Consider the following 22,439-nt stretch of genomic DNA (forward strand, 5'->3'; position numbering starts at 1 on the left):
AGTACCCCATTCAATTTGGCGGACTTGCCTCTTCAACCACCGCCGGCTGCTTGCCCACAATCAGACGGGCCGCGATGATGCCCGCTTCGTACAGCACGATCAACGGAATCGCCAGGATCAGTTGCGAGAAGACGTCTGGCGGCGTAACCACCGCAGAAATCACAAACGCGCCGACGATCACATAGGGACGAATTTCCTTCAGCTTCTTGATGGTCAGCAGATTCATGCGAACCAGCAGCACCACGACGATCGGCACCTCGAACGTCACGCCGAACGCGATGAACATGGTCAGCACGAAGCTCAGGTAATTGTCGATATCCGTCGTCATTTCCGCGCCGAGCGGCGCGTTGTAATGCGCCATCACGCGGAAGATGGTCGGGAACACCACGAAGTATGCGAACGCCATGCCGCACAGGAACAGCACGTAGCTGCTGCCCACCAGCGGCACGACCAGCTTCTTCTCATGCTGATACAGCCCCGGAGCGACGAACGCCCAGATCTGGTACAGCACGATGGGCAGTGCGATCACGAACGCGACCATCATGGTCACTTTCATCGGCACGAAGAACGAGCCGGTGACGTCGGTGACGATCATCTTGCCGTCCTTCGGCAAGTTCTGCATCAGCGGGCGCGCCAGCAACCGGAAGATATCCGGCGCCCAGTACACGAGTCCGATGAACACCACGATGACGGCAATGCCCGCGCGGATGATCCGGTCGCGCAATTCAACGAGGTGGGAGATGAAGGTCTCTTCAGTGCCTTCGGTCTGGGTCTGCTGGGGGTCGCTCACGCCGGCCCTCGGTTAGAGATTGTCGTTCTGATCATCAGAAAAACCGCGTCGGACGACGCATGGTGGCCGGCGTGTGCCGCGCAACGCGCGCAGCACCCGATTGCACGCGCGTGCGACGGGTGGTGGCTCGCTTGTACCACGTGGGCATGGCCGTCTGCTTGACGCGCCAGTTCTTGCGTTTGGGCGACGCGGCCGGCGTGCTGACAGGCCAGGACGAATTGCTCGACGAATTACCGACGTCTTCGAGCGCGCCGCCGGCAATGCTGGGCGACACCGACGAGCCGCTGTTCCACGCGTCGTTCAGTTCGGATTCGTGCTTGCGCAGATTGTCCTGAACGGAGGTATGCACATTGGTTGCAGCGGTTTCGAACTCGGTTTTCATTCGACGCAATTCGTCGAGTTCGATTTCACGCGTGACTTCAGACTTCACGTCGTTGATATACCGCTGCGCGCGGCCGAACAGCGCGCCCGCCGTGCGGGCCACGCGTGGCAGGCGCTCCGGCCCGAGAACGACCAGCGCGACGACGCCGATCAGCGCCATCTTGGTTAGACCGAGGTCCAGCATGAAGTGGAATGTCCGTCAGTAACGCGGGTAGGCCGCGGCTTAGCGGTAATCGCCGGAATTCGGCGTCTTTTCCTTCGCTTCCACGTCTACCGCGCCGTTGCGCGGCAGTTCGCGCTGTTGCGCTTCGCTTCCAGGCGTTTCAGCTTCCTTCATGCCTTCCTTGAAACCCTTGACCGCCCCGCCCAGGTCGGTACCGATATTGCGCAGCTTCTTCGTGCCGAACACGAGCGCTACGATCAACAACACGATCAGCCAATGCCAAATACTCAACGAACCCATGACTACTCTCCTTAACCCCGACACCGCATCGCGATGCGGTAAAAATCCGTGCGCCTTGCGGCGTGACCTGAAGCGCTGACGCTTCATCTATACGTTACCGCCGGCCCTTCCGATTCACTCGCCGACAACTTCAGTGATTGTGGCCGGGTGAACGCGTCGTCGTTATTACATTGCTGTAAAAACAACGGCGGCGCTATTGTCCTCGACCAGAATTCGCCGCGGGCACTTTGCCGACCGATTCGTCAGCCCATTCGCTGCCAGGGGCGCGGCCCCGCGAGAATGTGCGCGTGCAGGTGATACACCTCCTGACCGCCACCCGGGCCGGTATTGATTACCGTACGAAAGCCCGTTTCACCGCCGGTGTACGCCACGCCAAGCTGGTCGGCCAGACGCGCCGCCAAAACAAGCATTCTACCAAGCAGCGGAGCATCGCCTTCGGTGCAGTTGGACAGCGTGGCGATGTGTTGACGCGGAATCACCAGAACATGTGTTTCAGCAGCGGGACGGATGTCGCGGAAGGCAACGAACTCTTCGTCTTCGTGGACCTTGGTGGACGGAATCTCGCCAGCGGCGATCTTGCAGAAAAGGCAATTCGGATCGTGACTCATCGTATTCCTGACGCGGTATGACTGGAGCGAGAAACGCGGCGCCGCGGGCTAATGCACCAAGGTTAAGGCAGACCCCGATTAACAGCGATCAGGAGCGCCCAACCTTCAGATCCAGCCACGCGGATTCGCAAGCGGCTTGTTATCGTACAGATACAGCCAGCCTTTGATAATACGGTACAACATCCAGATGCTAACGGCCCACAGAACCGGTATACCGATCACGACGAACAACAGCACGCCGCCAATCGCATAACCGAGCAGGCATAGCCAGAAAGAGCGGATTTGCCACTGGAAGTGGGCTTCGTATGGCGTGCCGACCACATCGGGCCGCTTCACATAGTTGATGATGATCGCGATCAGAATCGTCAAACCGCCCGTCAGCCAATGAACCGCATACAGCGCGTACAGCACGTGGGTGAGCGTGCGCAGGCTGCGTTCACGCTCTGGCTCGATTGCGTTGCGATAGACCGGCGGCGGATAGCTCTCGTGCGACTGTTCCATGCTTGCGTCCTCCCGAAAATGCGATCAGATACGTTCAGAGCAATGTGGACGCCGGAGCGGCCAACTTCAAGCGGGGCGCGATCAATTGACCGGCAATTGACGCACACGCCCGCTCAATCAACGCCTGATCGATATTTAATCGCCGTTTTGCTCGCGTTCGAGGCTCTTGCGCAGCGCCTTCTCTTCGAGACCCGACAGTCCTTCGCGGCGCTCGAGTTCGGCGAGCACATCCGCCGGGCTCAGGTCGAAGTGCGACAGCATGACGAGACAATGGAACCACAGGTCCGCGACTTCGCCGACGAGTGCCTTCGGCGCCCCGCCGTGGCGCGTGTCCTTCGCGGCCAGCACGACCTCGGTGGCTTCTTCGCCGATCTTCTTCAGAATCGCGTCATCGCCCTTGTGAAACAGACGGGACACGTAGGAAACGTCCGGATCACCGCCCTTGCGGCTGTCGATAATCGCCGCGAGGCGCAGCAGCGTGTCGGCCGTGGAAGTTTGCGTGGATTGCGTCATTTGTAGATGTGTTCGGGGTCTTTCAGCACGGGATCGACGGCGACCCAGTCGCCATCATCCACCGAGCCTTCGAATTTCTGGAAAAAGCACGAGTGACGGCCTGTGTGGCATGCGATGCCCGACACCTGTTCGACCTTCAGCAGCACGACGTCTTCGTCGCAATCGAGCCGCACTTCATGCACATGCTGCACGTGGCCGGACTCTTCGCCCTTGAACCACAACCGCTGACGCGAGCGCGAGAAATACACCGCGCGGCCCAATTCAATGGTCTTGGCCAGCGCTTCGCGGTTCATCCACGCAAACATCAGCACGTCGTTCGTCGACGCTTCCTGCGCGATCACCGGCACGAGGCCGTTCGCGTCCCACTTGACCTTGTCGAGCCAATTGACTGCCGAGGGATTCACCACGTCACAACCTCACCGAAATGCCCTGATCGGCCATGAAGCGCTTGGCCTCGCCCACGGTGTGCTCGCCGTAGTGGAAGATGCTCGCGGCCAGCACGGCGTCCGCGTGACCGTTCTTGATGCCGTCGGCCAGATGCTGCAGGTTGCCGACGCCGCCCGATGCGATCACCGGAATCGGCACCGCGTCCGAGACCGCGCGCGTCAGCGCGAGGTCGAAGCCGCTCTTGGTGCCGTCGCGGTCCATGCTGGTCAGCAGGATTTCGCCCGCGCCGAGTTCGGCCATCTTGCGCGCCCACTCGACCGCTTCGAGGCCGGTAGCCTTGCGGCCGCCGTGCGTGAAGACTTCCCAGCGCGGCGGTTCGCCGTCGGCGGAAACGCGTTTTGCATCGATCGCGACGACGATGCATTGCGAGCCGTATTTGTCGGTGGCGTCTTTGACGAGCTGCGGATTCGCCACCGCCGACGAGTTCATGCTGATCTTGTCCGCGCCCGCGTTCAGCAGGCGCCGCACGTCTTCGACGGCGCGCACACCGCCGCCGACCGTCAGCGGAATGAACACTTGCGAGGCAACCGCTTCGATGATCGGCAGAATCAGATCGCGTTGATCCGAAGTCGCGGTGATGTCGAGGAAGGTGAGTTCGTCGGCGCCCTGATCGTCGTAACGGCGGGCAATTTCGACCGGGTCGCCTGCATCGCGCAGTTCGACGAAGTTGACGCCCTTGACCACGCGGCCAGCCGTGACGTCGAGACAGGGGATGATGCGTTTAGCTAGAGCCATGATCTTGCAATTCTGCCAATACCGCTGATGAGGCCGCTCGCCTGGAAGCAGGAAAGCGGCACGGTGCCGGCGCGATGAGTCGCGTCGCGCCGCGCGTGAGGTCATAACGCCCCGGCGCCGCGCCATGTCGGCACGCCGCGGCGCCGGTTCAGATCGACTGCGACGCTCGACGCGCTGAAAACGACCGGGCCGCTGCGCGGCTGCCAAGCGCAACCGCCGTCGCCAACGTGTTACGCGTCGTCCGATTCGCGCAGACGGTCGGCCAGCGTTTGCGCCGCCGTGAAGTCCAGGTCGCCCGAATAAATCGCGCGGCCACAGATCACGCCTTCAATGCCTTCGTCTTCGACTTCGCACAGCGACTCGATGTCGGTCAGATTCGACAGGCCGCCGCTTGCGATCACCGGAATCTTCACCGCACGCGCAAGACGCACCGTCGCTTCGATGTTGATGCCTTGCAGCATGCCATCGCGGCCGATGTCGGTGTAGATGATCGATTCGCAGCCGTAGTCCTCGAACTTGCGCGCGAGATCGGCGACTTCGTGGCCGGTCAGCTTGCTCCAGCCGTCGGTCGCGACCTTGCCGTCTTTCGCGTCCAGCCCGACGATGATATGGCCGCCGAACGCCGTGCAGGCGTCCTGCAGAAAGCCCGGATTCTTCACCGCTGCCGTGCCGATGATCACGTACGACAGACCGTCGTCCAGATAGCGCTCGATCGTGTTCAGGTCGCGGATTCCGCCGCCCAGTTGCACGGGGATCTCACCGCCCACTTCTTCGATGATCGCCCGGATCGCGTCTTCGTTCTTCGGCTTGCCGGCGAACGCGCCGTTCAGGTCGACGAGGTGCAAACGACGGGCGCCACGGTCGACCCAATGTCGGGCCATTGCCGCCGGTTCCTCGGAAAATATCGTCGCCTGGTCCATATCGCCTTGTTTGAGGCGGACACAGTGACCGTCTTTCAGGTCGATGGCGGGAATCAGCAGCATAGCAATCGGGTGTTGTCTGGGAATGGGTTGAAGGTCGGCGCCAGCGACTGGTGAGCCAGTCCGCCTGAACGCCGTTTCGCTAGTTTAGTACAACTCTTTCGACGCCCTTCCGGTGCGTCATTCGTGAGCATGTCGAGCGAAATCATGGTGCTACGGTTGTTGCGCATCGCAGGCGTCCCGCTTGTGGCGGGAGATTGCACGGCTACGGGATGGAGAAAGGCGCTCACGGGTTCCAGTGCACGAAGTTGCGATACACGCGCAGCCCCGCATCGGCGCTCTTTTCCGGATGGAATTGGGTGGCGAAGATGTTATCCCGCGCTACCGCCGAGGTAAAGGGCACACCGTACACCGTTTCGCCCGACGTGTGGGCCGCGTTGTCCGGCTGCACGTAATAACTGTGCACGAAATAGAAAAACGCGTTGTCGGCGACACCATCCCACAGCGGATGTGGCTGCGCCTGGCGCACGCGGTTCCAGCCCATTTGCGGGACCTTGAAGCGCGAGCCGTCGTCCTGAATCTGACCTTCCAGATCGAAGCGCAGCACCTTGCCGGGCAACAGGCCGAGACCCGGCGTATCGCCTTCGGCGCTCCAGTCGAACAGCATCTGCTCGCCAACGCAGACGCCCATCAGCGGCTTGCTGCGCGACGCTTCAATCACCGCTTCCTGCAAGCCGGATTCGGCGAGACTGCGCATGCAGTCGGGCATCGCGCCCTGCCCCGGCAACACCACGCGGTCAGCCGCGCGGATCGCTTCCGGGCGGTCGACGATTGCCACATCCGTTTCCGGCGCGGCTTTGCGCAATGCCTGAGCAACCGAACGCAGGTTGCCCATTCCGTAATCCACAATCGCTATCGAAGTTTTCATTTCAAGTTTGGCTGCAATGCCTTCAATCCATCGACGCTGAGTTTCGCTGCCAGCAACGCTGATGCCAGCCCTGGTTCAGGTCCGGCTGCGAGGCGCGAGTTTCGTGTCGAGCGACCCGTGCTGCATAGCTGCAACGATATGCATGGTCAATGCGTCGCTTAGAGGCTGCCCTTGGTCGACGGAATCTGACCTGCTGCGCGCTCGTCCATTTCGGTGGCCATGCGCAATGCACGCCCGAACGCCTTGAACACCGTTTCCAGCTGATGGTGAGCATTCAGGCCGCGCAGGTTATCGATATGCAGCGTCACGCCAGCGTGATTCACGAAGCCGCGGAAAAATTCGATGGACAGATCGACGTCGAACGTACCGATGCGTGCCCGCGTGAACGGCACATGGAATTCGAGGCCCGGACGGCCGGAGAAATCGATCACGACGCGCGACAGCGCTTCGTCGAGCGGCACGTACGAATGGCCGTAGCGGCGAATGCCCTTGCGATCGCCGATCGCTTTCGCGACGGCCATGCCCAGCGTGATGCCGGTATCTTCGACCGTATGGTGGTCGTCGATATGCAGGTCGCCATGCGCTTCGATGTCGAGGTCGAACAATCCATGCCGTGCAATCTGGTCGAGCATGTGATCCAGAAACGGCACACCGGTGGCCAGCTTCTGCTGACCGGTGCCGTCCAGATTGATCTTCACACGGATCTGCGTTTCGCTGGTGTTGCGAACGACTTCCGCAATGCGCATGGTAATTCCTCGAATCTAGCTAGAAAGCGATAGTAGTGTGGGATGGGAAAACGGCTGGCCGCGCGCACTGCCCTCCTTGGCGGAGAGCGCTGACGCGGCGGTTCGGCAAACCATTCAATGCAGCACGAGTTTCAGTCCGGCGAGCAATTGCGCATTTTCTTCGGGCGAGCCGACGGTCAAACGCACGCAATTGGCCAGCAATGGATGCATTTTACTCACGTTTTTGATTAGAACCCGTGCAGTTAGCAGGGTTTCGAACAGAACGGACGCGTCGGGCACTCGCACCAGCAGGAAGTTACCGGCACTCGGGAACACTTCGGCGCCCGGCAATCCGGCCACTGCATCCGCGAGTTTCGTGCGTTCTTCGCGCAATTGCGCGGCTTGAGCGTCGAGTACGTCGACGTGATCGAGCAGGAAATCGGCGGCGGCCTGAGTCAGCACGTTGATGTTGTACGGCGGCCGCACTTTGTCGAGTTCGGTGAGCCAGACGCGCCTGCCGACCAGATAACCCAGCCGGATACCGGCCAGGCCGAGCTTGGACACCGTGCGCATGACCACGACGTTGTCGAACTCGTCAGCGCGTGGCAGCCAGCTTTGCTGCGCGAACGGTTGATACGCCTCGTCGATCACCACCAGGCTCCCGCTCGCCGCAGCGATGATGCGCTCGATGTCGGCATCGTCGAACAGCGTGCCGGTCGGATTGTTCGGATACGCGAGGTAGATGAGCGCCGGCTCGTGTTCGGCGATGGCCGCGAGCATCGCATCGGTGTCGAGCGAAAAATCGGCTTTCAGCGGCACGCCGACGAATTCCAGGTTGGCCAGTTTCGCCGACATCTGGTACATCACGAATCCCGGCACCGGCGCAAGCACCTTGGCGCCCGGCTTCGCACACGCGACCGACAGCATGCTGATGATTTCATCCGAGCCGTTGCCGAGCAGCACGTCGCAGCCGGCCGGCACGCCCATCACGCGTTTGATCTTTTCGATCAGCGCCTCGGGACGCGGCGCGGGGTAACGGTTCAGCGCGACCCCGGCCAGATGCTCGCCGAGATGCGCGGCCAGCACAGGCGGCAGCGCAAACGGATTTTCCATCGCGTCGAGCTTGATGAAGCCCGTGGCGTCCGGAACGGGATAGCTCGTCATGGCGAGCACGTCGCCGCGGATGATGTCGTGTGGTGTCGTCATAGGTCTCTGGAACGGGGCGCGAAGAACGTGCCGCCCCGGCATCGGGACGACACACGGGCCGTTCCGGCTCGTCTGTATTGTCGTTATTGAACGGGCGGGTGCACGCAATCTGTCGCTGAAGTTCGCGGCGGACATTTTCTCGATGCCCAGCCGCCAGCCTTCTACGCCAGATTCGTCACGCCACGCCCGCTATTGGCATTAGCTGCGTTCGTTGTTGTTGTTCTGCCGCATCCGGTATTCAGCGCTGCGGGCATGCGCCGGCAAGCCTTCGCCGTAAGCGAGTTCGGCAGCGATCTCGCCGAGCGTCTGAGCGCCTTCCGCGCTGACTTCGATCACGCTGGAGCGCTTGAAGAAATCGTAGACGCCAAGCGGCGATGAAAACCGTGCGGTACGCGACGTAGGCAGCACATGATTCGGGCCTGCGCAATAGTCGCCGAGGCTCTCGCTGGTGTAGCGGCCGAGGAAGATCGCGCCGGCGTGGCGAATCAATTGCCCCCACTGATGCGGCTCCAGCGCGGAGATTTCGAGGTGTTCCGGTGCAATCTCGTTAGCAATCGCACAGGCTTCGGCCATGTCGCGCACCTTGATCAGCGCGCCCCGGTCTTCGAGCGACTGGCGGATCACGTCGCGGCGCGGCATGGTCGGCAGCAACTCGTTGATCGCGTCATGCACACGGGCGATGAACGCGTCGTCCGGACACAGCAGGATGGACTGCGCGAGTTCGTCGTGTTCGGCTTGCGAGAACAGGTCCATCGCGACCCAGCGCGGATCGGTCGTGCCGTCGCACAGCACCAGAATTTCCGACGGCCCGGCGATCATGTCGATACCGACCGTACCGAACACGCGACGCTTCGCCGACGCGACATACGCATTGCCAGGACCGCAGATCTTGTCGACCGCGGGCACGCTTTCGGTGCCGTAGGCCAGTGCCGCCACCGCCTGCGCGCCGCCGATCGTAAACACGCGATCCACGCCGCCCAGCAGCGCCGCAGCCAGCACCAGTGGATTCTTCACGCCGTCCGGCGTAGGCACGACCATGACGATTTCACGCACGCCCGCAACCCGCGCCGGAATCGCATTCATCAGCACCGACGACGGATACGCCGCCTTGCCACCCGGCACGTAAATGCCCGCACGATCGAGCGGCGTGACCTTCTGGCCGAGCACCGTGCCATCGGCCTCGGTGTACTGCCAGCTATGGCTGCCGCATTCGATCTTCTGCTTCTCGTGATAACCGCGCACCCGTGCCGCCGCCGCTTCGAGCGCCGCACGACGCTTCGGCTCCAGGCTTTCGAGCGCCGCTTCCAGTTCCGACATCGGCAATTCGAGCGCGCCGACGCTCTTCGCGTCGAGCCGGTCGAAGCGGTTCGTGTACTCGAGCACCGCCGCGTCGCCGCGCGCCTTCACGTCGGTCAGAATCTGCGCGACCGAGCGCTCAATTGCTTCGTCTTCGCTCGCCTCGAACGCGAGCACCGCGTGCAGCGACTTGTGAAAGTCGGGAGCGGTGGAATCGAGCTTGCGAATCTTGATAGACATACGTTATCCGTTTCGGTAAGGCGCGCGTGATAGCGAATAAAGGAGCAGCGTGATCACGAGTGGGCCGCGCTCACGCTATCAGCCCGCCGCTCAGCCAGCTTTCGACGCGCGTTCAAACGCGTCGAGAATCGGCCGCAATGCAGCGCGCTTGAGCTTCAGCGCGGCCTGGTTCACAACGAGGCGCGACGAAATCTGCATGATCTCCTCCACCTCGACAAGATTGTTGGCGCGCAAGGTATTGCCCGAGCTGACCAGGTCGACAATCGCGTCGGCGAGGCCGACCAGCGGCGCCAGTTCCATCGAACCGTACAGCTTGATCAGGTCGACGTGAACGCCCTTGGCGGCAAAATGCTCACGTGCGGTTTCAACGTACTTGGTTGCCACGCGCAGGCGCGCGCCCTGGCGCACCGCATTCGCGTAATCGAAACCCGCCGCGACCGCGACCGACATCCGGCAACGCGCGATATCCAGGTCGACCGGCTGATACAGGCCGCTACCGCCATGTTCGAGCAGCACGTCCTTGCCTGCCACGCCGAAGTCGGCGGCGCCGTATTCAACGTAGGTCGGCACGTCCGTCGCTCGCACGATGATCACGCGCACGTTGGCGTCGGTGGTCGGCAGAATCAGCTTGCGCGAGGTTTCCGGATCTTCGGTCACTTCGATACCGGCTGCGGCGAGCAGCGGCAACGTTTCTTCGAAGATACGCCCTTTCGACAAAGCCAGCGTGAGCGGTGCGTTCACCGCCGGCGACGACGACGTTTGCGGCATCGAACTCATGCCTGGCTCCCGGACACGCGGCGCACTTTCGCGCCGATGGCGTTGAGCTTGGTTTCCATCCGGTCGTAACCGCGATCCAGGTGATAGATGCGGTCGATCAGCGTCTCGCCTTCAGCCCGCAACGCGGCAATCACGAGACTCGCGGACGCGCGCAGGTCGGTCGCCATTACCTTCGCGCCCGACAGCTTCTCGACGCCGTTCACGAGCGCGGTGTTGCCGTCGATCGTGATGCTCGCGCCCAGGCGGTTCAATTCCTGCACGTGCATGAAGCGGTTTTCGAAGATCGTTTCGACGACCTGCGAGGTGCCATCCGCGATCGTGTTCAGCGCCATGAACTGCGCCTGCATGTCGGTCGGGAACGCTGGGTATTCGGACGTGCGGAACGTCACGGCGCTCGGCCGCTTGTCCATGCGCACACGCATCCAGTCGTCGCCTTCGTCGATCGTGACGCCGGCTTCGCGCAGCTTTTCGGTCACCGCTTCGAGAATCAGCGGACGTACCTTGCGCAACGTGACATCGCCACCGGCGGCGGCCACCGCGCACAGGAACGTGCCGGCCTCGATGCGATCCGGAATCACCGTGTGCTTCGCGCCGTGCAACTTGTCGACGCCCTGAATCACCAGGCGATCCGTGCCGATGCCTTCGATCTTCGCGCCCATCGACACCAGCAGATGCGCGAGGTCGCCGACTTCCGGCTCACGCGCCGCGTTCTCGATGACCGTCTCGCCGTCGGCGAGCACCGCTGCCATCAGCAGGTTTTCGGTACCTGTCACGGTGATCATGTCGGTGACGATGCGCGCGCCCTTCAAGCGCTTCGCGCGTGCTTCGATGAAGCCGTGCTCGATCGTGATCTCGGCGCCCATCGCCTGCAGGCCCTTGATGTGCTGATCCACCGGACGCGCGCCAATGGCGCAGCCGCCCGGCAGCGACACCCGCGCGTGACCGAAGCGCGCGACCAGCGGGCCGAGCACGAGGATCGACGCACGCATGGTCTTCACCATTTCGTACGGCGCGACGACGTTATCGACCTTCGACGCATCGAGTGCCACGCGCCCTTCGCCGCTCTCGATCCGCACGCCCATCTGGCCGAGCAGCTTGAGCATCGTGCGAACGTCCTGCAGGTCGGGCACGTTGTCCAGATGCACCGGCTCTGCGGACAGCAGACCCGCGCACAGGATCGGCAGCGCTGCGTTCTTCGCACCCGAGACGACGACTTCACCCGACAGCGGGTAGCCACCTTCAATGACGAGTTTATCCATGCCTGTCAGTTCCTGATCTGCCCGGCCATCAGCCTGGGCTGCATTGACTGTTGTGTTCGACGCGCCGCTACCGGCGTCGCGTCCTTCTTGAGTAATTCGCACTAAATATCCAGATTACGCGTTCTGCCATTCGGCGGGCGTCAGCGTCTTCATGCTGAGCGCGTGGATTTCTTCACGCATGCGGTCGCCGAGCGCCGCATACACGAGTTGATGACGCTGGATCGGACGCTTGCCTTCGAAGCTCGGCGACACGATGGTCGCGAAGAAATGCTGGCCATCGCCTTCAACCTGAAGATGCTCGCAAGCGAGCCCAGCGGCGATGTATTGCTTGACCTGTTCGGGAGTCGGCAACATGAGAGAAGCTCCTGATCAGTGGCGCAGTTTGTAGCCGGTCGCGAGCATGCGCATCGCGATGGCGGCCAGCACCACAAAGAAACCGGCGACGATCGCAAGGCTCACGAGCGGATTGATATCCGACATCCCGAAGAAACCGTAGCGAAAGCCATCGATCATGTAGAAAAAAGGATTCAGCCGCGACACTTCGCGCCAGACCGGCGGCAGTGTGTGCGTCGAGTAGAACACGCCCGACAGGAACGTGAGCGGCATGATCAGAAAGTTCTGAAACGCGGCAAGCTGATCGAACTTCTCGGCCCAGATGCCGGCGATCAAACCGAGCGTGCCGAGAATCGCCGCGCCGAAGATCGCAAACAGAATGATGTAGAGCGGCGCGGTGAAGCTAAGCGGCACGAACCAGATTGTCACGATGAACACGCCGAAACCGACCGCGAGACCCCGCGCCACCGCAGCGAGCACATAAGCGGCGAACATCTCGTAGTGCGACAGCGGCGGCAGCAGCACGAACACGAGATTGCCGGTGATCTTCGACTGGATCAGCGACGACGAACTATTGGCGAACGCGTTCTGCAACACGCTCATCATCACGAGACCAGGAATCAGGAAGCTCGTGTATTCGACGCCCGGGTAGACCTGCACATGACCGCGCAATGCGTGACCGAAGATGGTCAGATAGAGCAGCGCGGTGATGACCGGCGCGAGCACGGTCTGGAATGCCACCTTCCAGAAACGCAGGAGTTCCTTGTAAAACAGCGTACGGAAACCGCTCATGCAAGCCCCTCGATCACTTCCGGACCGTTCATCACCTGAACGAACACATCTTCGAGGTCGGCTTTGCGGACCTCGATTTCTTCGAATGTACAACCCGCTGCGCGGCACTGCGCGAGAATCGTTTCGACTTCGTCGTAGCTCGACAGACGCAGCAGATGCTGGCGGCCATTGCCGTTACCCGTGCCGCTTTCCACTTCGAGCGGACGCAGTTCGGCGGGCAACACGCCCTGCGCGAAACGCAGGAACAGTTGCATGCCCGCAAAGCGTTGCAGCAGCGTGCTGGTGCGCTCGAGCGCGACCACCTCACCGCGCCGCAGCATCGCAATGCGATCACACAGCGATTCGGCTTCTTCCAGATAGTGCGTGGTCAGCACGATAGTGTGACCTTCGCGATTCAGCCGCGAGATGAATTTCCACAGCGTTTGACGCAGTTCAACGTCGACACCGGCGGTCGGTTCGTCGAGCACGATCACCGGCGGCCGATGCACCAGCGCCTGCGCAACCAGCACGCGGCGCTTCATGCCGCCCGACAGCGCGCGCATGTTGGCGTCGGCTTTGTCGGTGAGATCGAGATTGGCCATGATCTCGTCGATCCACGCGTCGTTGTTGCGCAGCCCGTAGTAGCCGGACTGAATGCGCAACGTTTCGCGGACGGTAAAGAACGGATCGAACACGAGCTCCTGCGGCACCACGCCGAGCGAGCGGCGCGCGTCGCGGAAATCGGTCACCACGTCGTGGCCACGTACCGCGATGCTGCCTTCGTCGGCACGCGCGAGGCCGGCAAGGATGCTGATAAGCGTCGTCTTGCCCGCGCCGTTCGGACCGAGCAGTCCGAAGAACTCGCCTTCTTCGACCGTGAGGCTGACGCCCTTGAGCGCCTGCAAATCCTTGTAGCGCTTCTTGACGTTACGAATTTCTATGGCTGACATGACTATGGGCCGCGTGGGGCGCGGCGCCTAAAGGAGCCCTGAGGGGGCGCAAAAGTGCTGGGGGAAACGAAATTGGGGCCGGTTAGATGCCCCAAAAAACGTTTGATTATAGGGCAAAAATCAGTGGCCCCGCCCCGCTTGGGGGATTGGGCATGACGCTATGAGAGCGTCAATGTCGGGACGAGGAGAGAAGCGTATCGACGCCGTAAGCTTGCGCAAGACTGGCGAGACCAGCCGGCAGATTCACAATCTCAAACTTGATGCCGCGTGCCTGCGCGGCACGCTCCCACGCGAGAAGCACGGCCAGCGCGGACGAATCGAATTGCGCAAGCGGCGCGCAATCCACACCGTTCGCGCCTGCCGCGATACGTTGCAAACCCGCCGCGAGCGCGGCGTTCGCGCTCTCGTGGGTCAGCGTCGCGCCGCTTTCGAAGCGGTTCGCGACCGGGCTCAACACTTCGCTCACGACTGCTTGCCCGCGGCGAGTTGCTGGTTACGCTGCGTAAGGAACGCAATCAGCCCGTCCACGCCCTTCTGCTGGATCTGCTCGTTGAACTGTTGCTGATACGCCTGGATCAGCCACGCGCCGAGCACGTTGATGTCATACACGCGCCAGCCTTGCGGCGTCTTGTACAGACGGTAGTCGAGTTCGATCGGCGAGCCATTGTTCATCACGACCGAGCGCACCACCGTGTCGGTGTCGTCCGGATTCATGCGGAACGGTTTGTACTGGATCTCCTGGTCGCGCACCTGCGCGAGCGCGCCCGAGTACGTACGGATCAACAGCATCTTGAACTGCTCGACGACCTGGTCCTGCTGCTGGGGAGTGGCGGAGCGCCAGTTGCGACCCATTGCCAGTTGTGTGGTGCGGCGGAAGTCGGTGTACGGAAGGATCTTTTCGTTAACCAGCTTCGTGATGTGCGAGATATCGCCCTGCTGGATCGACTTGTCGCTGCGCACGGCGTCGATCACCTGCTGGGTGACCGTCTTGATCATGCCGTCGGGCGAATTGCTGTCGACAGTTTGCGCCGAAGCACCGGCACTGACGAACGAGAACAACGCAGCAAACAGCGGAATCAGGAAGAATTTTTTCATATCGAGCCTTGCCTTAAAAATAGTGCAACAGTTTGAGCCGACCTTACCACGCGAGTTCGACAGCAATCCATGCGCAAACTGCGAGAGTCGTATCGATCTGTTACGGCTGCACGTTCAATGCAATTTGAATGACGGAAAGTTGAAACGCGACGCGGGCGGGACCAGCTGGTTAGCCGGAATCTGCGTGGTTTCAGGACCGCCGTTCATGTCGAGCGGCGGCGTTTCCGCGCTGCCGGACGCGGCCTCAGGCGCTGCCGCATTGCTGCCTGGTCCAGCAGTAGCGGCCGCTCCCGACGCCGGGGCCGGCTTTGCAGCAGCACCCGCCGTGCCCGCCGCCGCAGCGGCCGGGGCGCCGGCCGCGCCGCCTTCTCCGTCGTCGTACTTCGGCAAAGGCGCTTCCTCGTCGTAGTTCGGCAGCGCCTGCGATTGCGAGTTCCGGCTGCCGTTAGCCAGCAGATATTGGCGGCGTTGCAGATACGCGTTGCGCACGAACGAATATTTGTCGAGCGCCGCGCCTTCGAGCACGTCGCTCGCGCTCAGCAGATTCGCGCGCGTGTTGACGATGTTCAGCCCGTAGAGCGCCCAGCTCAGCCCGTCCGGATGGATGTAGCTCAGCGGGTTCACATAGTAGTTGCCGATCGAACCCACGGCATCGCGCACGGTGCTCGGCCCGAACAGCGGCAGCACGAGGTACGGACCCGCCGGCACGCCGTAATGCCCGAGCGTCAGACCAAGGTCGTTGTCATGCTTGGGCAGTTTGGCGAGCGTCGCTACGTCGAACAGGCCGCCGACACCGAACACCGTGTTGATGACCACCCGCATGATGTCTTCCACCCCGTCGGTGATCTTCAACTGCAGCAGGTTGTTTGCTGCGATGTAGACGTCGCCGATGTTCGAGAAGAAGTTCGTCACGCTGTCGCGCACCGGCTGCGGCGTGATCCACACGTAGCCCTTGGCGACCGGCTTCAACGCGTATTGGTCGACCTTGTCGTTGACCGTAAAGATGGTGCGGTTAAAGCCTTCGAACGGATCACCCTTGGTCGGCGTCTGCACGGTGGCACAACCGGCCAGCAGCGTCGCCGCTACCGCTACCTTGCCCAGCCGAAAGGCGCGCGCGCCCCCGATACGTGTGGTCAGCATTCTTATTCTCCTTATTGGCCGGCAGCGCCGGAAGCAGGTAGGCCCGGCGCCGGCGCAGCCGGCGCGGGCGCCGACGCGCCCGGCTTCGACGCGCCTGAATCCGCAGCCTTGCTATACAGAAACTGTCCAATCAGATTTTCCAGCACGATGGCCGATTGCGTCATCGAGATCGTGTCGCCAGCCTTCAGCATTTCTGTGTCACCACCGGGTTCGAGGCCGATGTATTGCTCGCCGAGCAGACCCGAAGTCAGGATCTTCGCCGACGTGTCTTTCGGAAACTGATATTGCTTGTCGAGATCGATCGTGACAACTGCCTGATACGCATTGCTGTCAAAGCCGATCGACTCGACCCGGCCAACCGTCACGCCCGCACTCTTCACCGGCGCGCGCGCCTTGAGGCCGCCGATATTGTCGAACTTGAGTTTGACCGGATACGTTGCCTGGAAAGACAACGAGCTCATGTTGCCGGCCTTCAGCGCGAGAAACAGCAACGCCACGAAACCCAACACCACGAACAGGCCGACCCAGAAGTCGAGAGCAGTCTTTTTCATCGTCATCCCAAAGTGAATCCGCCACGCCGTCGACGCTTCCCGCCGCGCGGCCCGCAATCAGGCCGCCGGACGAAAAACGTGCAGCGCAGTCTTAGCTGAACATCAATGCGGTCAGCAGAAAATCGAGCCCGAGCACCGCGAGCGACGCATACACGACGGTTTTCGTCGTGGCACGCGACACGCCTTCCGGTGTCGGCCTGGCCTCGTAGCCTTGATACAGCGCGACGAACGTCACCGCGAGGCCGAACACCACGCTCTTGATGACCCCCGCGCCGACATCGCGCCAGACATCGACGCCGCCCTGCATTTGCGACCAGAACGCGCCTGCGTCCACGCCGATCAGCAGCACGCCCACCACATAACCGCCAAACACGCCGACCGCGCTGAAAATCGCGGCGAGGATCGGCATGGCGATAATGCCGGCCCACAGGCGCGGCGCGATCACGACCTTGACGGGGTCGACGGCCATCATTTCCATGGCCGTGAGTTGCTCGCCCGCCTTCATCAAGCCAATTTCCGCCGTCAGCGACGTGCCGGCGCGGCCGGCGAACAGCAACGCGGTCACGACCGGTCCGAGTTCACGCACCAGCGACAGCGCGACCAGCAGTCCCAGCGCCTGTTCGGAGCCGTAGCGGTTCAGCGTGTAATAGCCTTGCAAGCCGAGCACGAAGCCGACGAACAGCCCCGACACGGCGATGATCACCAGCGAATAATTACCGACGAAGTGGATCTGCTTCGTGACAAGACGCGGACGGCGCAGCAACGGGAAAAATTCCAGCACCAGCCGGAAGAAAAACCGCGTCGCGTAGCCGGCCGTGCCCAGCCCGCCGATCACCGAGCGACCGATCGCACTGATCATGGCTGACCTCCGCCGATGCCGAAGTCCGCCGCCAGCGGCGTCTTGCTCGGGTAGTGGAATTTGAACGGGCCGTCCGGCGCGCCGTCGATGAACTGTCGCACCGTTGGATCGGTGGACGCGCGCAGTTCGGCGGGGGTGCCCTCGGCGTGAACGCCGCCGTTGGCGAGAAAGTAGACGTAATCGGCGATCGCGAACGATTCTGGCACGTCGTGTGTGACGAGGATCGACGTGGCGCCAAGTGCCTGATTCAGCGCGCGAATCAGGTTCGCGGTAATACCGAGCGAGATAGGATCGAGACCGGCGAAGGGCTCGTCGTACATCATCAGCTCGGGGTCGAGCGCGATGGCTCGCGCCAGCGCGACCCGCCGCGCCATGCCGCCCGAAATTTCCGACGGCAACAGGTCACGCGCGCCGCGCAGACCGACCGCGTTGAGCTTCATCAACACGAGATCGCGCAGCAAATCTTCGGGAAGATCGGTGTGCTCGCGCAGTGCAAAGGCGACGTTTTCGAACACCGACATGTCGGTGAACAGCGCGCCAAACTGGAACAGCATGCCCATCTTGCGGCGCAGCGCGTACAGGCCGTCACGCGTTTGCTGGCCGATGTCCTGGCCCTGGAACAGGATCTGGCCGCGCTGTGCGCGCACCAGACCGCCGATCAGGCGCAGCACCGTGGTCTTGCCGCACCCCGAGCCGCCCATGACCGCGACGACCTGGCCGCGCTTGAAGCGCAAATTCAGGTTCGACAGGACGAGCCGGTCGCCGTAACCGAAGTCGACGTCACGCAGCTCGAGTAAGGTCTCGGGGGAGGAAGACACGAAACTGACAGTCCTTTTACACGGAAGGCCGAATTATAGGGCCATCATGCAAAAGCTGCCGTGAAGGGCCCTGTCCCTTTACGAAGTCTGACGATTATTGCGTAAACCCTTGTTGCAGTGCAGAAACCGCCGCGGCCGGATCGGCGGCTTCGGTTACGGCGCGCACCACTGCCGCGCAACCCACACCCGTGGCCAGCACTTCCGGCAACACCTGCAGGTCGATTCCTCCGATCGCCACCAGCGGAACGACGCCGTCGAGCAGGCGCACGTAACGAGCCAGCCGCCTGAGTCCCTGTGGCGCTGTCGGCATAACCTTTGTCGTGGTTGGGAAGACTGCGCCCAGCGCGATGTAGCTTGGCCGGAAGTGCAGCGCCTTCAGGATTTCGTAGAAACCGTGCGTCGACAGACCGAGCCGGATACCGGCGTCGGCCAGCGCCGACAGGTCGGCGGTATGCACGTCTTCCTGTCCCAGATGCACGCCATAGGCACGCGCTTCGAGCGCCGCCTGCCAGTGATCGTTGATGAAAACCTGCGCATCGTGCGCGCGGCCGGCAGCCACGGAGCGGGCGATTTCGCGCTTCAGTTCGTCAGCGGGTTCGGCGGCTTTATGGCGCAACTGCACCGTCTTCACCCCGAAGCCGACCACGCGCTCGACCCACTCGGCAGTCGGCAGTACCGGATACAAGCCGAGCCGGTCGGGACAGCGTGGGAATGCTTGCGCCGGCGCAGCCGGCAAGCCGGTAAGACGCGGAAAGCGCGCGAGATCGGTCGGGAACGCGTCGTCCGCACGGGTTTCATCGCCGTCGCGCCAGGCCAGCGCCAGAACCAGCGCGTCATGCGGATCGAAACCGCAGTCCAGAAACGCGGCCAGTGCAGGGATCCAGTCTTCCGCCAGATGGCCTTCGAGACGATACGTCTCGCCGCCCAGATGCAGCGCGGCGTTGCCCTGCGTGGCTTCAATCACGCCCGCGCCCTGCACCTGCCAGCGCGCGACCTGCTCGCCGTGCTGCTGCGCATCGGCGATCACGATCAGGTCACCGCCGTTCGGCGCCTCCGGCGCGCTCAGGCAGATGCGCCACGGCGCGTGGGTCGGCGGCCAGTCGCCCAGACGGGCGCGGATGCGCTCGGTGGCTTCAACGAGTTCGTCAGCGGGCGGCCAGAACAGGTCGCGATCTTTCAATGCCAGTGTTTGCGTCATGCGGCGCTCCCGTCTTGGTGCCAGAACGGCATGCCGACCACCGGCGTGCTCGCGTGCGCGCTTTCGCGCTCGGCCATCGGCCCCGCCAGATACGCCTGGCGGCCCGCCTCGACACCCAGCGCAAAGGCTCGCGCCATCGCATCGGGGTGGGTGGCCTGCGACACGGCCGTGTTCAGCAACACGCCGTCGAAGCCCCACTCCATCACCTGAGCCGCATGCGACGGCACGCCGAGTCCGGCGTCGACGATCAGCGGCACATCGGGCAAGCGTTCGCGCAACACGCGCAAGCCGTACGGATTGATCACGCCCTTGCCGGTGCCGATCGGTGCACCCCATGGCATCAGCGCCTCGCAGCCCGCATCTAGCAGACGGCGCCCGATCACCAGGTCTTCGGTGCAGTACGGCAGCACTTTGAAGCCGTCCTTGACCAGTTGCGCAGCCGCTTCGATCAGCCCGATCGGGTCGGGTTGCAACGTGTAGTCGTCGCCGATCAGTTCGAGCTTGATCCAGTCAGTTTCGAAGATTTCGCGCGCCATGTGCGCGGTCGTCACCGCTTCGCCGACGGTCAGACAGCCAGCGGTGTTCGGCAGTAGCGGCACGCCGTGGCGCTTGAGCAGGTCGAAGAAGCCGGCTTCGGCGCCGCCCTCGTTCATCTGCCGGCGCAGTGCGACGGTCACCATGCCGGGGCGCGCGGCGTCGATCGAATCGGACAGCGATTGCAGCGACGGATAGCGCGACGTACCGAGCAGCACACGGCTTTCAAAGGTCTGGCCGTAGAGCGTGAGCGCGTCGGCGGGCTGGGGGGAAGTCATTTGCATAGTCTTTGTCTCCGGCAAAACGTGGGCGCTCAACCGCCGGCCACGGGTTGCACGACATCGAGCCGGTCGCCCGGTTGCAGCGCGCGCGCCGCATGCTGGGTACGCGCGACGAAATCGCCATTCAGCGCGACCGCGAACGGCGGGCGCGCGCCGAACGCGGCGAGCGCATCGGCGACAGTCGCGCCCTCGGGCAGCGACAACGGCTTCTGATTGATATGAATGTCCATGGTGTTCGAATACGGTTCAATCGATGACGGAAGGGGCACGGTGCATTGCGCAGAACGTTAATGACGCGCAACGCTCATGCCGGCTCCCGCGTGGAATCCAGTTGAAAAAGTTCGCTCCAGCGCGCCGCGTGGCGCCAATCGGCGAACGCGTCGGCATCGCCAACGCGCCCGTCGAGCAAGGCCGACGCGAAACGGACAGCCTCGTCGGCGACTTCGGGCACGATCATGTAGCCGTGCCGGTACAGGCCGTTCACGCGCAGCGTCTGCGCGCCGTCCCACAGCAACGCCGGACGGTGGTCCGGCAAAGTCGGGCGGCACTGCGAATTCAATTCGAGAATGCGAGCCTCGCCAAAGCCCGGATGCACCGAAAACGCCGCGCTCAGCAGTTCGAGCGCCGAGCGTACGCTGACCGGCGACATATCTTCGCCTTCGACTTCGGTTGCGCCGATCACGTAGAGATCGTTCTCTTTCGGCGCGATATACAGCGGATAACGTGGATGCAGCAGCCGCACAGGCCGCGTCAGCTTGATGCCGGGTGCGTGCACACGCGCGACTTCGCCGCGAATGCCGCGCAGCGTGGGCAGCGCGGGTTTCGCGCCGAGACCCCGGCAGTCGACCGTGATGCGCGCGGGCGGCAGCGCGTTGTCGTCGACCGGGGTGTTCCAGTGGGTGTCGACTCCGCGCTGGGCGAGCCCCGCAGCCAAAGCGGCGAGCACCTGACGGTTGTCCAGTTGACCTTCGCGCGGCAGCAGCCAACCCTGATTGAAGCGGCCGGCCAGAGCGGGCTCCGCCGCGCCGACTTGCGCGCCCGCCAGCGTCACGAAACCGCCGTCGAGCAACTCGGCCGGCGCATTCGAGCGCACCCGGCGTTCGAACAACGGCGCTTCGGTGCGATCGGCGTGGTGCCAGACCACCAGCGTGCCGTTGCGCTGAAAGAACACCGGCTCGGGTAATTCGGCGAGCACTTGCGGCCAGGTATCGAGAGAACTCGCGCCCAACCGGGTGATCAGCAACTCGGCGCTGGCGGCTTCGGCGAGCGGCGCAAGCATCGCGGCGGCGACCCACGCGGCGGCCTGCGTACCGGCGGCGTCGCCACGCTCATACAGCGCCACGCGATGCCCCTGCCCCGCCAGTCGCCAGGCGACCAGCCGGCCGCAAAGGCCGCCGCCGAGCACGGCGAAATCGGGTTGAGTGGATGCAGGACGGTTCATCATGCGCGCTCCGTCCGGTTGCTGGCGGCAAGGCTGAAGCACGGCGCGTCAACGGCGACGCGGCGAAGAGCAAAACACATATCTGACGAGTAGGCGGTCATCGAGTCCTTTCCGTACGGCAAAAAACGCACGTACCCAGGACGAAACCGGCGGGTGAAGCCGGCCGGACAACACGCGCGCACTGTATGTACGGACGCCGCCCGGCGGGGAATGGAAGATTGGCTGCTTCCGGAAACTTCCCGCGCCGGTATTACCCGGATCGGGTGCAAAGGGTCTCTCTCAGCCTCGCCGCTACGGCATGAAAATCACGCCGCCTGGGGGCGAAGCACCCCTGTTTCGTCGAAGGTCATTAGACCATAAAACGCGCGGAGCCCGCAAACCAGCGGCTCGCCGCGTCGACCGGATTTGATCCGGCCCGCTATTTCTTTGCGTGAATGTGGCGAGGGGCGGCGCTCTGGCACAATGCGTGAACGCACGCCGTCGACACGCGGCGCGAACGGCCTGTCGAGCCGGTCACGCCAGGGCGGCATGAGGCGAAACCCTTAAGCGAAAATTAATTTTCGCTTAAGGGCTTCACGCCAGAATCGCACGCTCACCCGGACGCGCGTTCGTCGAGTACGACGCCCGGGCATGCACCGGGAACCCACCCCGAGCAGCCCCAGAACCGGGCCTGCTCGCA

The 22,439-nt window shown here is 62.9% G+C and carries 28 protein-coding genes and 1 riboswitch; all 28 genes read right to left on the bottom strand.

Annotation, left to right across the window (positions count from 1 at the left end):
* Positions 1-10: 10 nt before the first annotated feature.
* Positions 11-790, bottom strand: coding sequence for a twin-arginine translocase subunit TatC (gene tatC, locus LMG28727_RS30725; protein WP_201646097.1), 780 nt, complete (start codon positions 788-790; stop codon positions 11-13).
* A 34-nt stretch (positions 791-824) separates the two neighbouring features.
* Positions 825-1,355 (bottom strand): Sec-independent protein translocase protein TatB, encoded by a 531-nt coding sequence (gene tatB / locus LMG28727_RS30730; RefSeq protein ID WP_201646098.1) that lies wholly within the window; start codon positions 1,353-1,355, stop codon positions 825-827.
* A gap of 39 nt (positions 1,356-1,394) precedes the next feature.
* On the bottom strand, positions 1,395-1,634 hold the full coding sequence (tatA, locus tag LMG28727_RS30735) for a Sec-independent protein translocase subunit TatA (protein ID WP_074766038.1): 240 nt from the start codon (positions 1,632-1,634) through the stop codon (positions 1,395-1,397).
* 242 nt (positions 1,635-1,876) lie between these two features.
* Positions 1,877-2,242, bottom strand: coding sequence for a histidine triad nucleotide-binding protein (locus LMG28727_RS30740; RefSeq protein ID WP_201646099.1), 366 nt, complete (start codon positions 2,240-2,242; stop codon positions 1,877-1,879).
* Between the two features lie 105 nt (positions 2,243-2,347).
* Positions 2,348-2,743, bottom strand: a complete 396-nt coding sequence (locus LMG28727_RS30745; protein ID WP_201646100.1) for a DUF4870 family protein — start codon at positions 2,741-2,743, stop codon at positions 2,348-2,350.
* Positions 2,744-2,878: 135 nt separating this feature from the next.
* On the bottom strand, positions 2,879-3,256 hold the full coding sequence (locus LMG28727_RS30750; RefSeq protein ID WP_201646101.1) for a phosphoribosyl-ATP diphosphatase: 378 nt from the start codon (positions 3,254-3,256) through the stop codon (positions 2,879-2,881).
* Positions 3,253-3,663 carry a phosphoribosyl-AMP cyclohydrolase gene (gene hisI, locus LMG28727_RS30755; protein ID WP_201646102.1) on the bottom strand — a complete coding sequence of 137 codons (411 nt, stop codon included), beginning with the start codon at positions 3,661-3,663 and terminating at the stop codon, positions 3,253-3,255. Before hisI ends, LMG28727_RS30750 begins: the two co-directional genes overlap by 4 nt.
* Position 3,664: 1 nt before the next feature.
* Positions 3,665-4,438, bottom strand: coding sequence for an imidazole glycerol phosphate synthase subunit HisF (hisF, locus tag LMG28727_RS30760; protein ID WP_012434503.1), 774 nt, complete (start codon positions 4,436-4,438; stop codon positions 3,665-3,667).
* Positions 4,439-4,668: 230 nt separating this feature from the next.
* Positions 4,669-5,421 carry a 1-(5-phosphoribosyl)-5-[(5-phosphoribosylamino)methylideneamino]imidazole-4-carboxamide isomerase gene (gene hisA, locus LMG28727_RS30765; RefSeq protein ID WP_120289260.1) on the bottom strand — a complete coding sequence of 251 codons (753 nt, stop codon included), beginning with the start codon at positions 5,419-5,421 and terminating at the stop codon, positions 4,669-4,671.
* Between the two features lie 223 nt (positions 5,422-5,644).
* Complete coding sequence (gene hisH, locus LMG28727_RS30770) at positions 5,645-6,286, bottom strand: imidazole glycerol phosphate synthase subunit HisH (protein WP_201646103.1); 642 nt, start codon at positions 6,284-6,286, stop codon at positions 5,645-5,647.
* Between the two features lie 158 nt (positions 6,287-6,444).
* On the bottom strand, positions 6,445-7,032 hold the full coding sequence (gene hisB / locus LMG28727_RS30775; protein ID WP_201646104.1) for an imidazoleglycerol-phosphate dehydratase HisB: 588 nt from the start codon (positions 7,030-7,032) through the stop codon (positions 6,445-6,447).
* A 114-nt stretch (positions 7,033-7,146) separates the two neighbouring features.
* Positions 7,147-8,217: a histidinol-phosphate transaminase gene (gene hisC, locus LMG28727_RS30780; protein ID WP_201646105.1), complete on the bottom strand. Its 1,071-nt coding sequence runs from the start codon at positions 8,215-8,217 to the stop codon at positions 7,147-7,149.
* A 198-nt stretch (positions 8,218-8,415) separates the two neighbouring features.
* Positions 8,416-9,753 (bottom strand): histidinol dehydrogenase, encoded by a 1,338-nt coding sequence (gene hisD, locus LMG28727_RS30785; protein ID WP_201646106.1) that lies wholly within the window; start codon positions 9,751-9,753, stop codon positions 8,416-8,418.
* A 90-nt stretch (positions 9,754-9,843) separates the two neighbouring features.
* On the bottom strand, positions 9,844-10,530 hold the full coding sequence (gene hisG / locus LMG28727_RS30790) for an ATP phosphoribosyltransferase (RefSeq protein ID WP_201646107.1): 687 nt from the start codon (positions 10,528-10,530) through the stop codon (positions 9,844-9,846).
* Positions 10,527-11,789, bottom strand: a complete 1,263-nt coding sequence (gene murA, locus LMG28727_RS30795; RefSeq protein WP_201646108.1) for a UDP-N-acetylglucosamine 1-carboxyvinyltransferase — start codon at positions 11,787-11,789, stop codon at positions 10,527-10,529. Before murA ends, hisG begins: the two co-directional genes overlap by 4 nt.
* Before the next feature lie 114 nt (positions 11,790-11,903).
* On the bottom strand, positions 11,904-12,143 hold the full coding sequence (locus LMG28727_RS30800) for a BolA family protein (RefSeq protein ID WP_074766058.1): 240 nt from the start codon (positions 12,141-12,143) through the stop codon (positions 11,904-11,906).
* Between the two features lie 15 nt (positions 12,144-12,158).
* Positions 12,159-12,914 carry an ABC transporter permease gene (locus tag LMG28727_RS30805; RefSeq protein ID WP_201646109.1) on the bottom strand — a complete coding sequence of 252 codons (756 nt, stop codon included), beginning with the start codon at positions 12,912-12,914 and terminating at the stop codon, positions 12,159-12,161.
* On the bottom strand, positions 12,911-13,843 hold the full coding sequence (locus LMG28727_RS30810) for an ABC transporter ATP-binding protein (protein WP_201646110.1): 933 nt from the start codon (positions 13,841-13,843) through the stop codon (positions 12,911-12,913). Before LMG28727_RS30810 ends, LMG28727_RS30805 begins: the two co-directional genes overlap by 4 nt.
* A gap of 169 nt (positions 13,844-14,012) precedes the next feature.
* Positions 14,013-14,309 (bottom strand): STAS domain-containing protein, encoded by a 297-nt coding sequence (locus LMG28727_RS30815; protein ID WP_201646111.1) that lies wholly within the window; start codon positions 14,307-14,309, stop codon positions 14,013-14,015.
* Positions 14,306-14,938: an MlaC/ttg2D family ABC transporter substrate-binding protein gene (locus LMG28727_RS30820; RefSeq protein ID WP_201646112.1), complete on the bottom strand. Its 633-nt coding sequence runs from the start codon at positions 14,936-14,938 to the stop codon at positions 14,306-14,308. Before LMG28727_RS30820 ends, LMG28727_RS30815 begins: the two co-directional genes overlap by 4 nt.
* A 114-nt stretch (positions 14,939-15,052) precedes the next feature.
* A complete protein-coding gene (locus LMG28727_RS30825) occupies positions 15,053-16,078 on the bottom strand; it encodes an MlaA family lipoprotein (protein ID WP_201646113.1) in 1,026 nt (341 codons plus the stop codon).
* Between the two features lie 11 nt (positions 16,079-16,089).
* Complete coding sequence (gene mlaD, locus LMG28727_RS30830; protein WP_201646114.1) at positions 16,090-16,629, bottom strand: outer membrane lipid asymmetry maintenance protein MlaD; 540 nt, start codon at positions 16,627-16,629, stop codon at positions 16,090-16,092.
* Between the two features lie 91 nt (positions 16,630-16,720).
* Positions 16,721-17,488 carry a lipid asymmetry maintenance ABC transporter permease subunit MlaE gene (gene mlaE, locus LMG28727_RS30835; RefSeq protein WP_201646115.1) on the bottom strand — a complete coding sequence of 256 codons (768 nt, stop codon included), beginning with the start codon at positions 17,486-17,488 and terminating at the stop codon, positions 16,721-16,723.
* Positions 17,485-18,306, bottom strand: coding sequence for an ABC transporter ATP-binding protein (locus LMG28727_RS30840; protein WP_201646116.1), 822 nt, complete (start codon positions 18,304-18,306; stop codon positions 17,485-17,487). Before LMG28727_RS30840 ends, mlaE begins: the two co-directional genes overlap by 4 nt.
* A gap of 94 nt (positions 18,307-18,400) precedes the next feature.
* On the bottom strand, positions 18,401-19,504 hold the full coding sequence (gene thiE / locus LMG28727_RS30845; RefSeq protein ID WP_201646117.1) for a thiamine phosphate synthase: 1,104 nt from the start codon (positions 19,502-19,504) through the stop codon (positions 18,401-18,403).
* On the bottom strand, positions 19,501-20,316 hold the full coding sequence (locus LMG28727_RS30850; RefSeq protein ID WP_201646118.1) for a thiazole synthase: 816 nt from the start codon (positions 20,314-20,316) through the stop codon (positions 19,501-19,503). The genes thiE and LMG28727_RS30850 overlap by 4 nt, the downstream gene beginning before the upstream one ends.
* A 35-nt stretch (positions 20,317-20,351) precedes the next feature.
* Positions 20,352-20,549 (bottom strand): sulfur carrier protein ThiS, encoded by a 198-nt coding sequence (thiS, locus tag LMG28727_RS30855; protein WP_074766076.1) that lies wholly within the window; start codon positions 20,547-20,549, stop codon positions 20,352-20,354.
* A gap of 74 nt (positions 20,550-20,623) precedes the next feature.
* Positions 20,624-21,760 (bottom strand): FAD-dependent oxidoreductase, encoded by a 1,137-nt coding sequence (locus tag LMG28727_RS30860; RefSeq protein WP_201646160.1) that lies wholly within the window; start codon positions 21,758-21,760, stop codon positions 20,624-20,626.
* A gap of 219 nt (positions 21,761-21,979) precedes the next feature.
* Positions 21,980-22,103, bottom strand: a riboswitch (TPP riboswitch).
* Positions 22,104-22,439 lie beyond the last annotated feature (336 nt).

This window comes from Paraburkholderia metrosideri (assembly GCF_904848625.1).
Taxonomy (GTDB): Bacteria; Pseudomonadota; Gammaproteobacteria; order Burkholderiales; family Burkholderiaceae; genus Paraburkholderia; species Paraburkholderia metrosideri.

What these genes read in the sequence shown, in the direction of transcription:
- tatB (WP_201646098.1), bottom strand. Translation starts at nt 1,355, where the DNA reads ATGCTGGACCTCGGTCTAACCAAGATGGCGCTGATCGGCGTCGTCGCG.
- tatA (WP_074766038.1), bottom strand. Translation starts at nt 1,634, where the DNA reads ATGGGTTCGTTGAGTATTTGGCATTGGCTGATCGTGTTGTTGATCGTA.
- LMG28727_RS30740 (WP_201646099.1), bottom strand. Translation starts at nt 2,242, where the DNA reads ATGAGTCACGATCCGAATTGCCTTTTCTGCAAGATCGCCGCTGGCGAG.
- LMG28727_RS30745 (WP_201646100.1), bottom strand. Translation starts at nt 2,743, where the DNA reads ATGGAACAGTCGCACGAGAGCTATCCGCCGCCGGTCTATCGCAACGCA.
- LMG28727_RS30750 (WP_201646101.1), bottom strand. Translation starts at nt 3,256, where the DNA reads ATGACGCAATCCACGCAAACTTCCACGGCCGACACGCTGCTGCGCCTC.
- hisF (WP_012434503.1), bottom strand. Translation starts at nt 4,438, where the DNA reads ATGGCTCTAGCTAAACGCATCATCCCCTGTCTCGACGTCACGGCTGGC.
- hisA (WP_120289260.1), bottom strand. Translation starts at nt 5,421, where the DNA reads ATGCTGCTGATTCCCGCCATCGACCTGAAAGACGGTCACTGTGTCCGC.
- hisH (WP_201646103.1), bottom strand. Translation starts at nt 6,286, where the DNA reads ATGAAAACTTCGATAGCGATTGTGGATTACGGAATGGGCAACCTGCGT.
- hisB (WP_201646104.1), bottom strand. Translation starts at nt 7,032, where the DNA reads ATGCGCATTGCGGAAGTCGTTCGCAACACCAGCGAAACGCAGATCCGT.
- hisC (WP_201646105.1), bottom strand. Translation starts at nt 8,217, where the DNA reads ATGACGACACCACACGACATCATCCGCGGCGACGTGCTCGCCATGACG.
- hisD (WP_201646106.1), bottom strand. Translation starts at nt 9,753, where the DNA reads ATGTCTATCAAGATTCGCAAGCTCGATTCCACCGCTCCCGACTTTCAC.
- hisG (WP_201646107.1), bottom strand. Translation starts at nt 10,530, where the DNA reads ATGAGTTCGATGCCGCAAACGTCGTCGTCGCCGGCGGTGAACGCACCG.
- murA (WP_201646108.1), bottom strand. Translation starts at nt 11,789, where the DNA reads ATGGATAAACTCGTCATTGAAGGTGGCTACCCGCTGTCGGGTGAAGTC.
- LMG28727_RS30800 (WP_074766058.1), bottom strand. Translation starts at nt 12,143, where the DNA reads ATGTTGCCGACTCCCGAACAGGTCAAGCAATACATCGCCGCTGGGCTC.
- LMG28727_RS30805 (WP_201646109.1), bottom strand. Translation starts at nt 12,914, where the DNA reads ATGAGCGGTTTCCGTACGCTGTTTTACAAGGAACTCCTGCGTTTCTGG.
- LMG28727_RS30810 (WP_201646110.1), bottom strand. Translation starts at nt 13,843, where the DNA reads ATGTCAGCCATAGAAATTCGTAACGTCAAGAAGCGCTACAAGGATTTG.
- LMG28727_RS30820 (WP_201646112.1), bottom strand. Translation starts at nt 14,938, where the DNA reads ATGAAAAAATTCTTCCTGATTCCGCTGTTTGCTGCGTTGTTCTCGTTC.
- LMG28727_RS30825 (WP_201646113.1), bottom strand. Translation starts at nt 16,078, where the DNA reads ATGCTGACCACACGTATCGGGGGCGCGCGCGCCTTTCGGCTGGGCAAG.
- mlaD (WP_201646114.1), bottom strand. Translation starts at nt 16,629, where the DNA reads ATGAAAAAGACTGCTCTCGACTTCTGGGTCGGCCTGTTCGTGGTGTTG.
- mlaE (WP_201646115.1), bottom strand. Translation starts at nt 17,488, where the DNA reads ATGATCAGTGCGATCGGTCGCTCGGTGATCGGCGGGCTGGGCACGGCC.
- thiE (WP_201646117.1), bottom strand. Translation starts at nt 19,504, where the DNA reads ATGACGCAAACACTGGCATTGAAAGATCGCGACCTGTTCTGGCCGCCC.
- LMG28727_RS30850 (WP_201646118.1), bottom strand. Translation starts at nt 20,316, where the DNA reads ATGACTTCCCCCCAGCCCGCCGACGCGCTCACGCTCTACGGCCAGACC.
- thiS (WP_074766076.1), bottom strand. Translation starts at nt 20,549, where the DNA reads ATGGACATTCATATCAATCAGAAGCCGTTGTCGCTGCCCGAGGGCGCG.
- LMG28727_RS30860 (WP_201646160.1), bottom strand. Translation starts at nt 21,760, where the DNA reads ATGAACCGTCCTGCATCCACTCAACCCGATTTCGCCGTGCTCGGCGGC.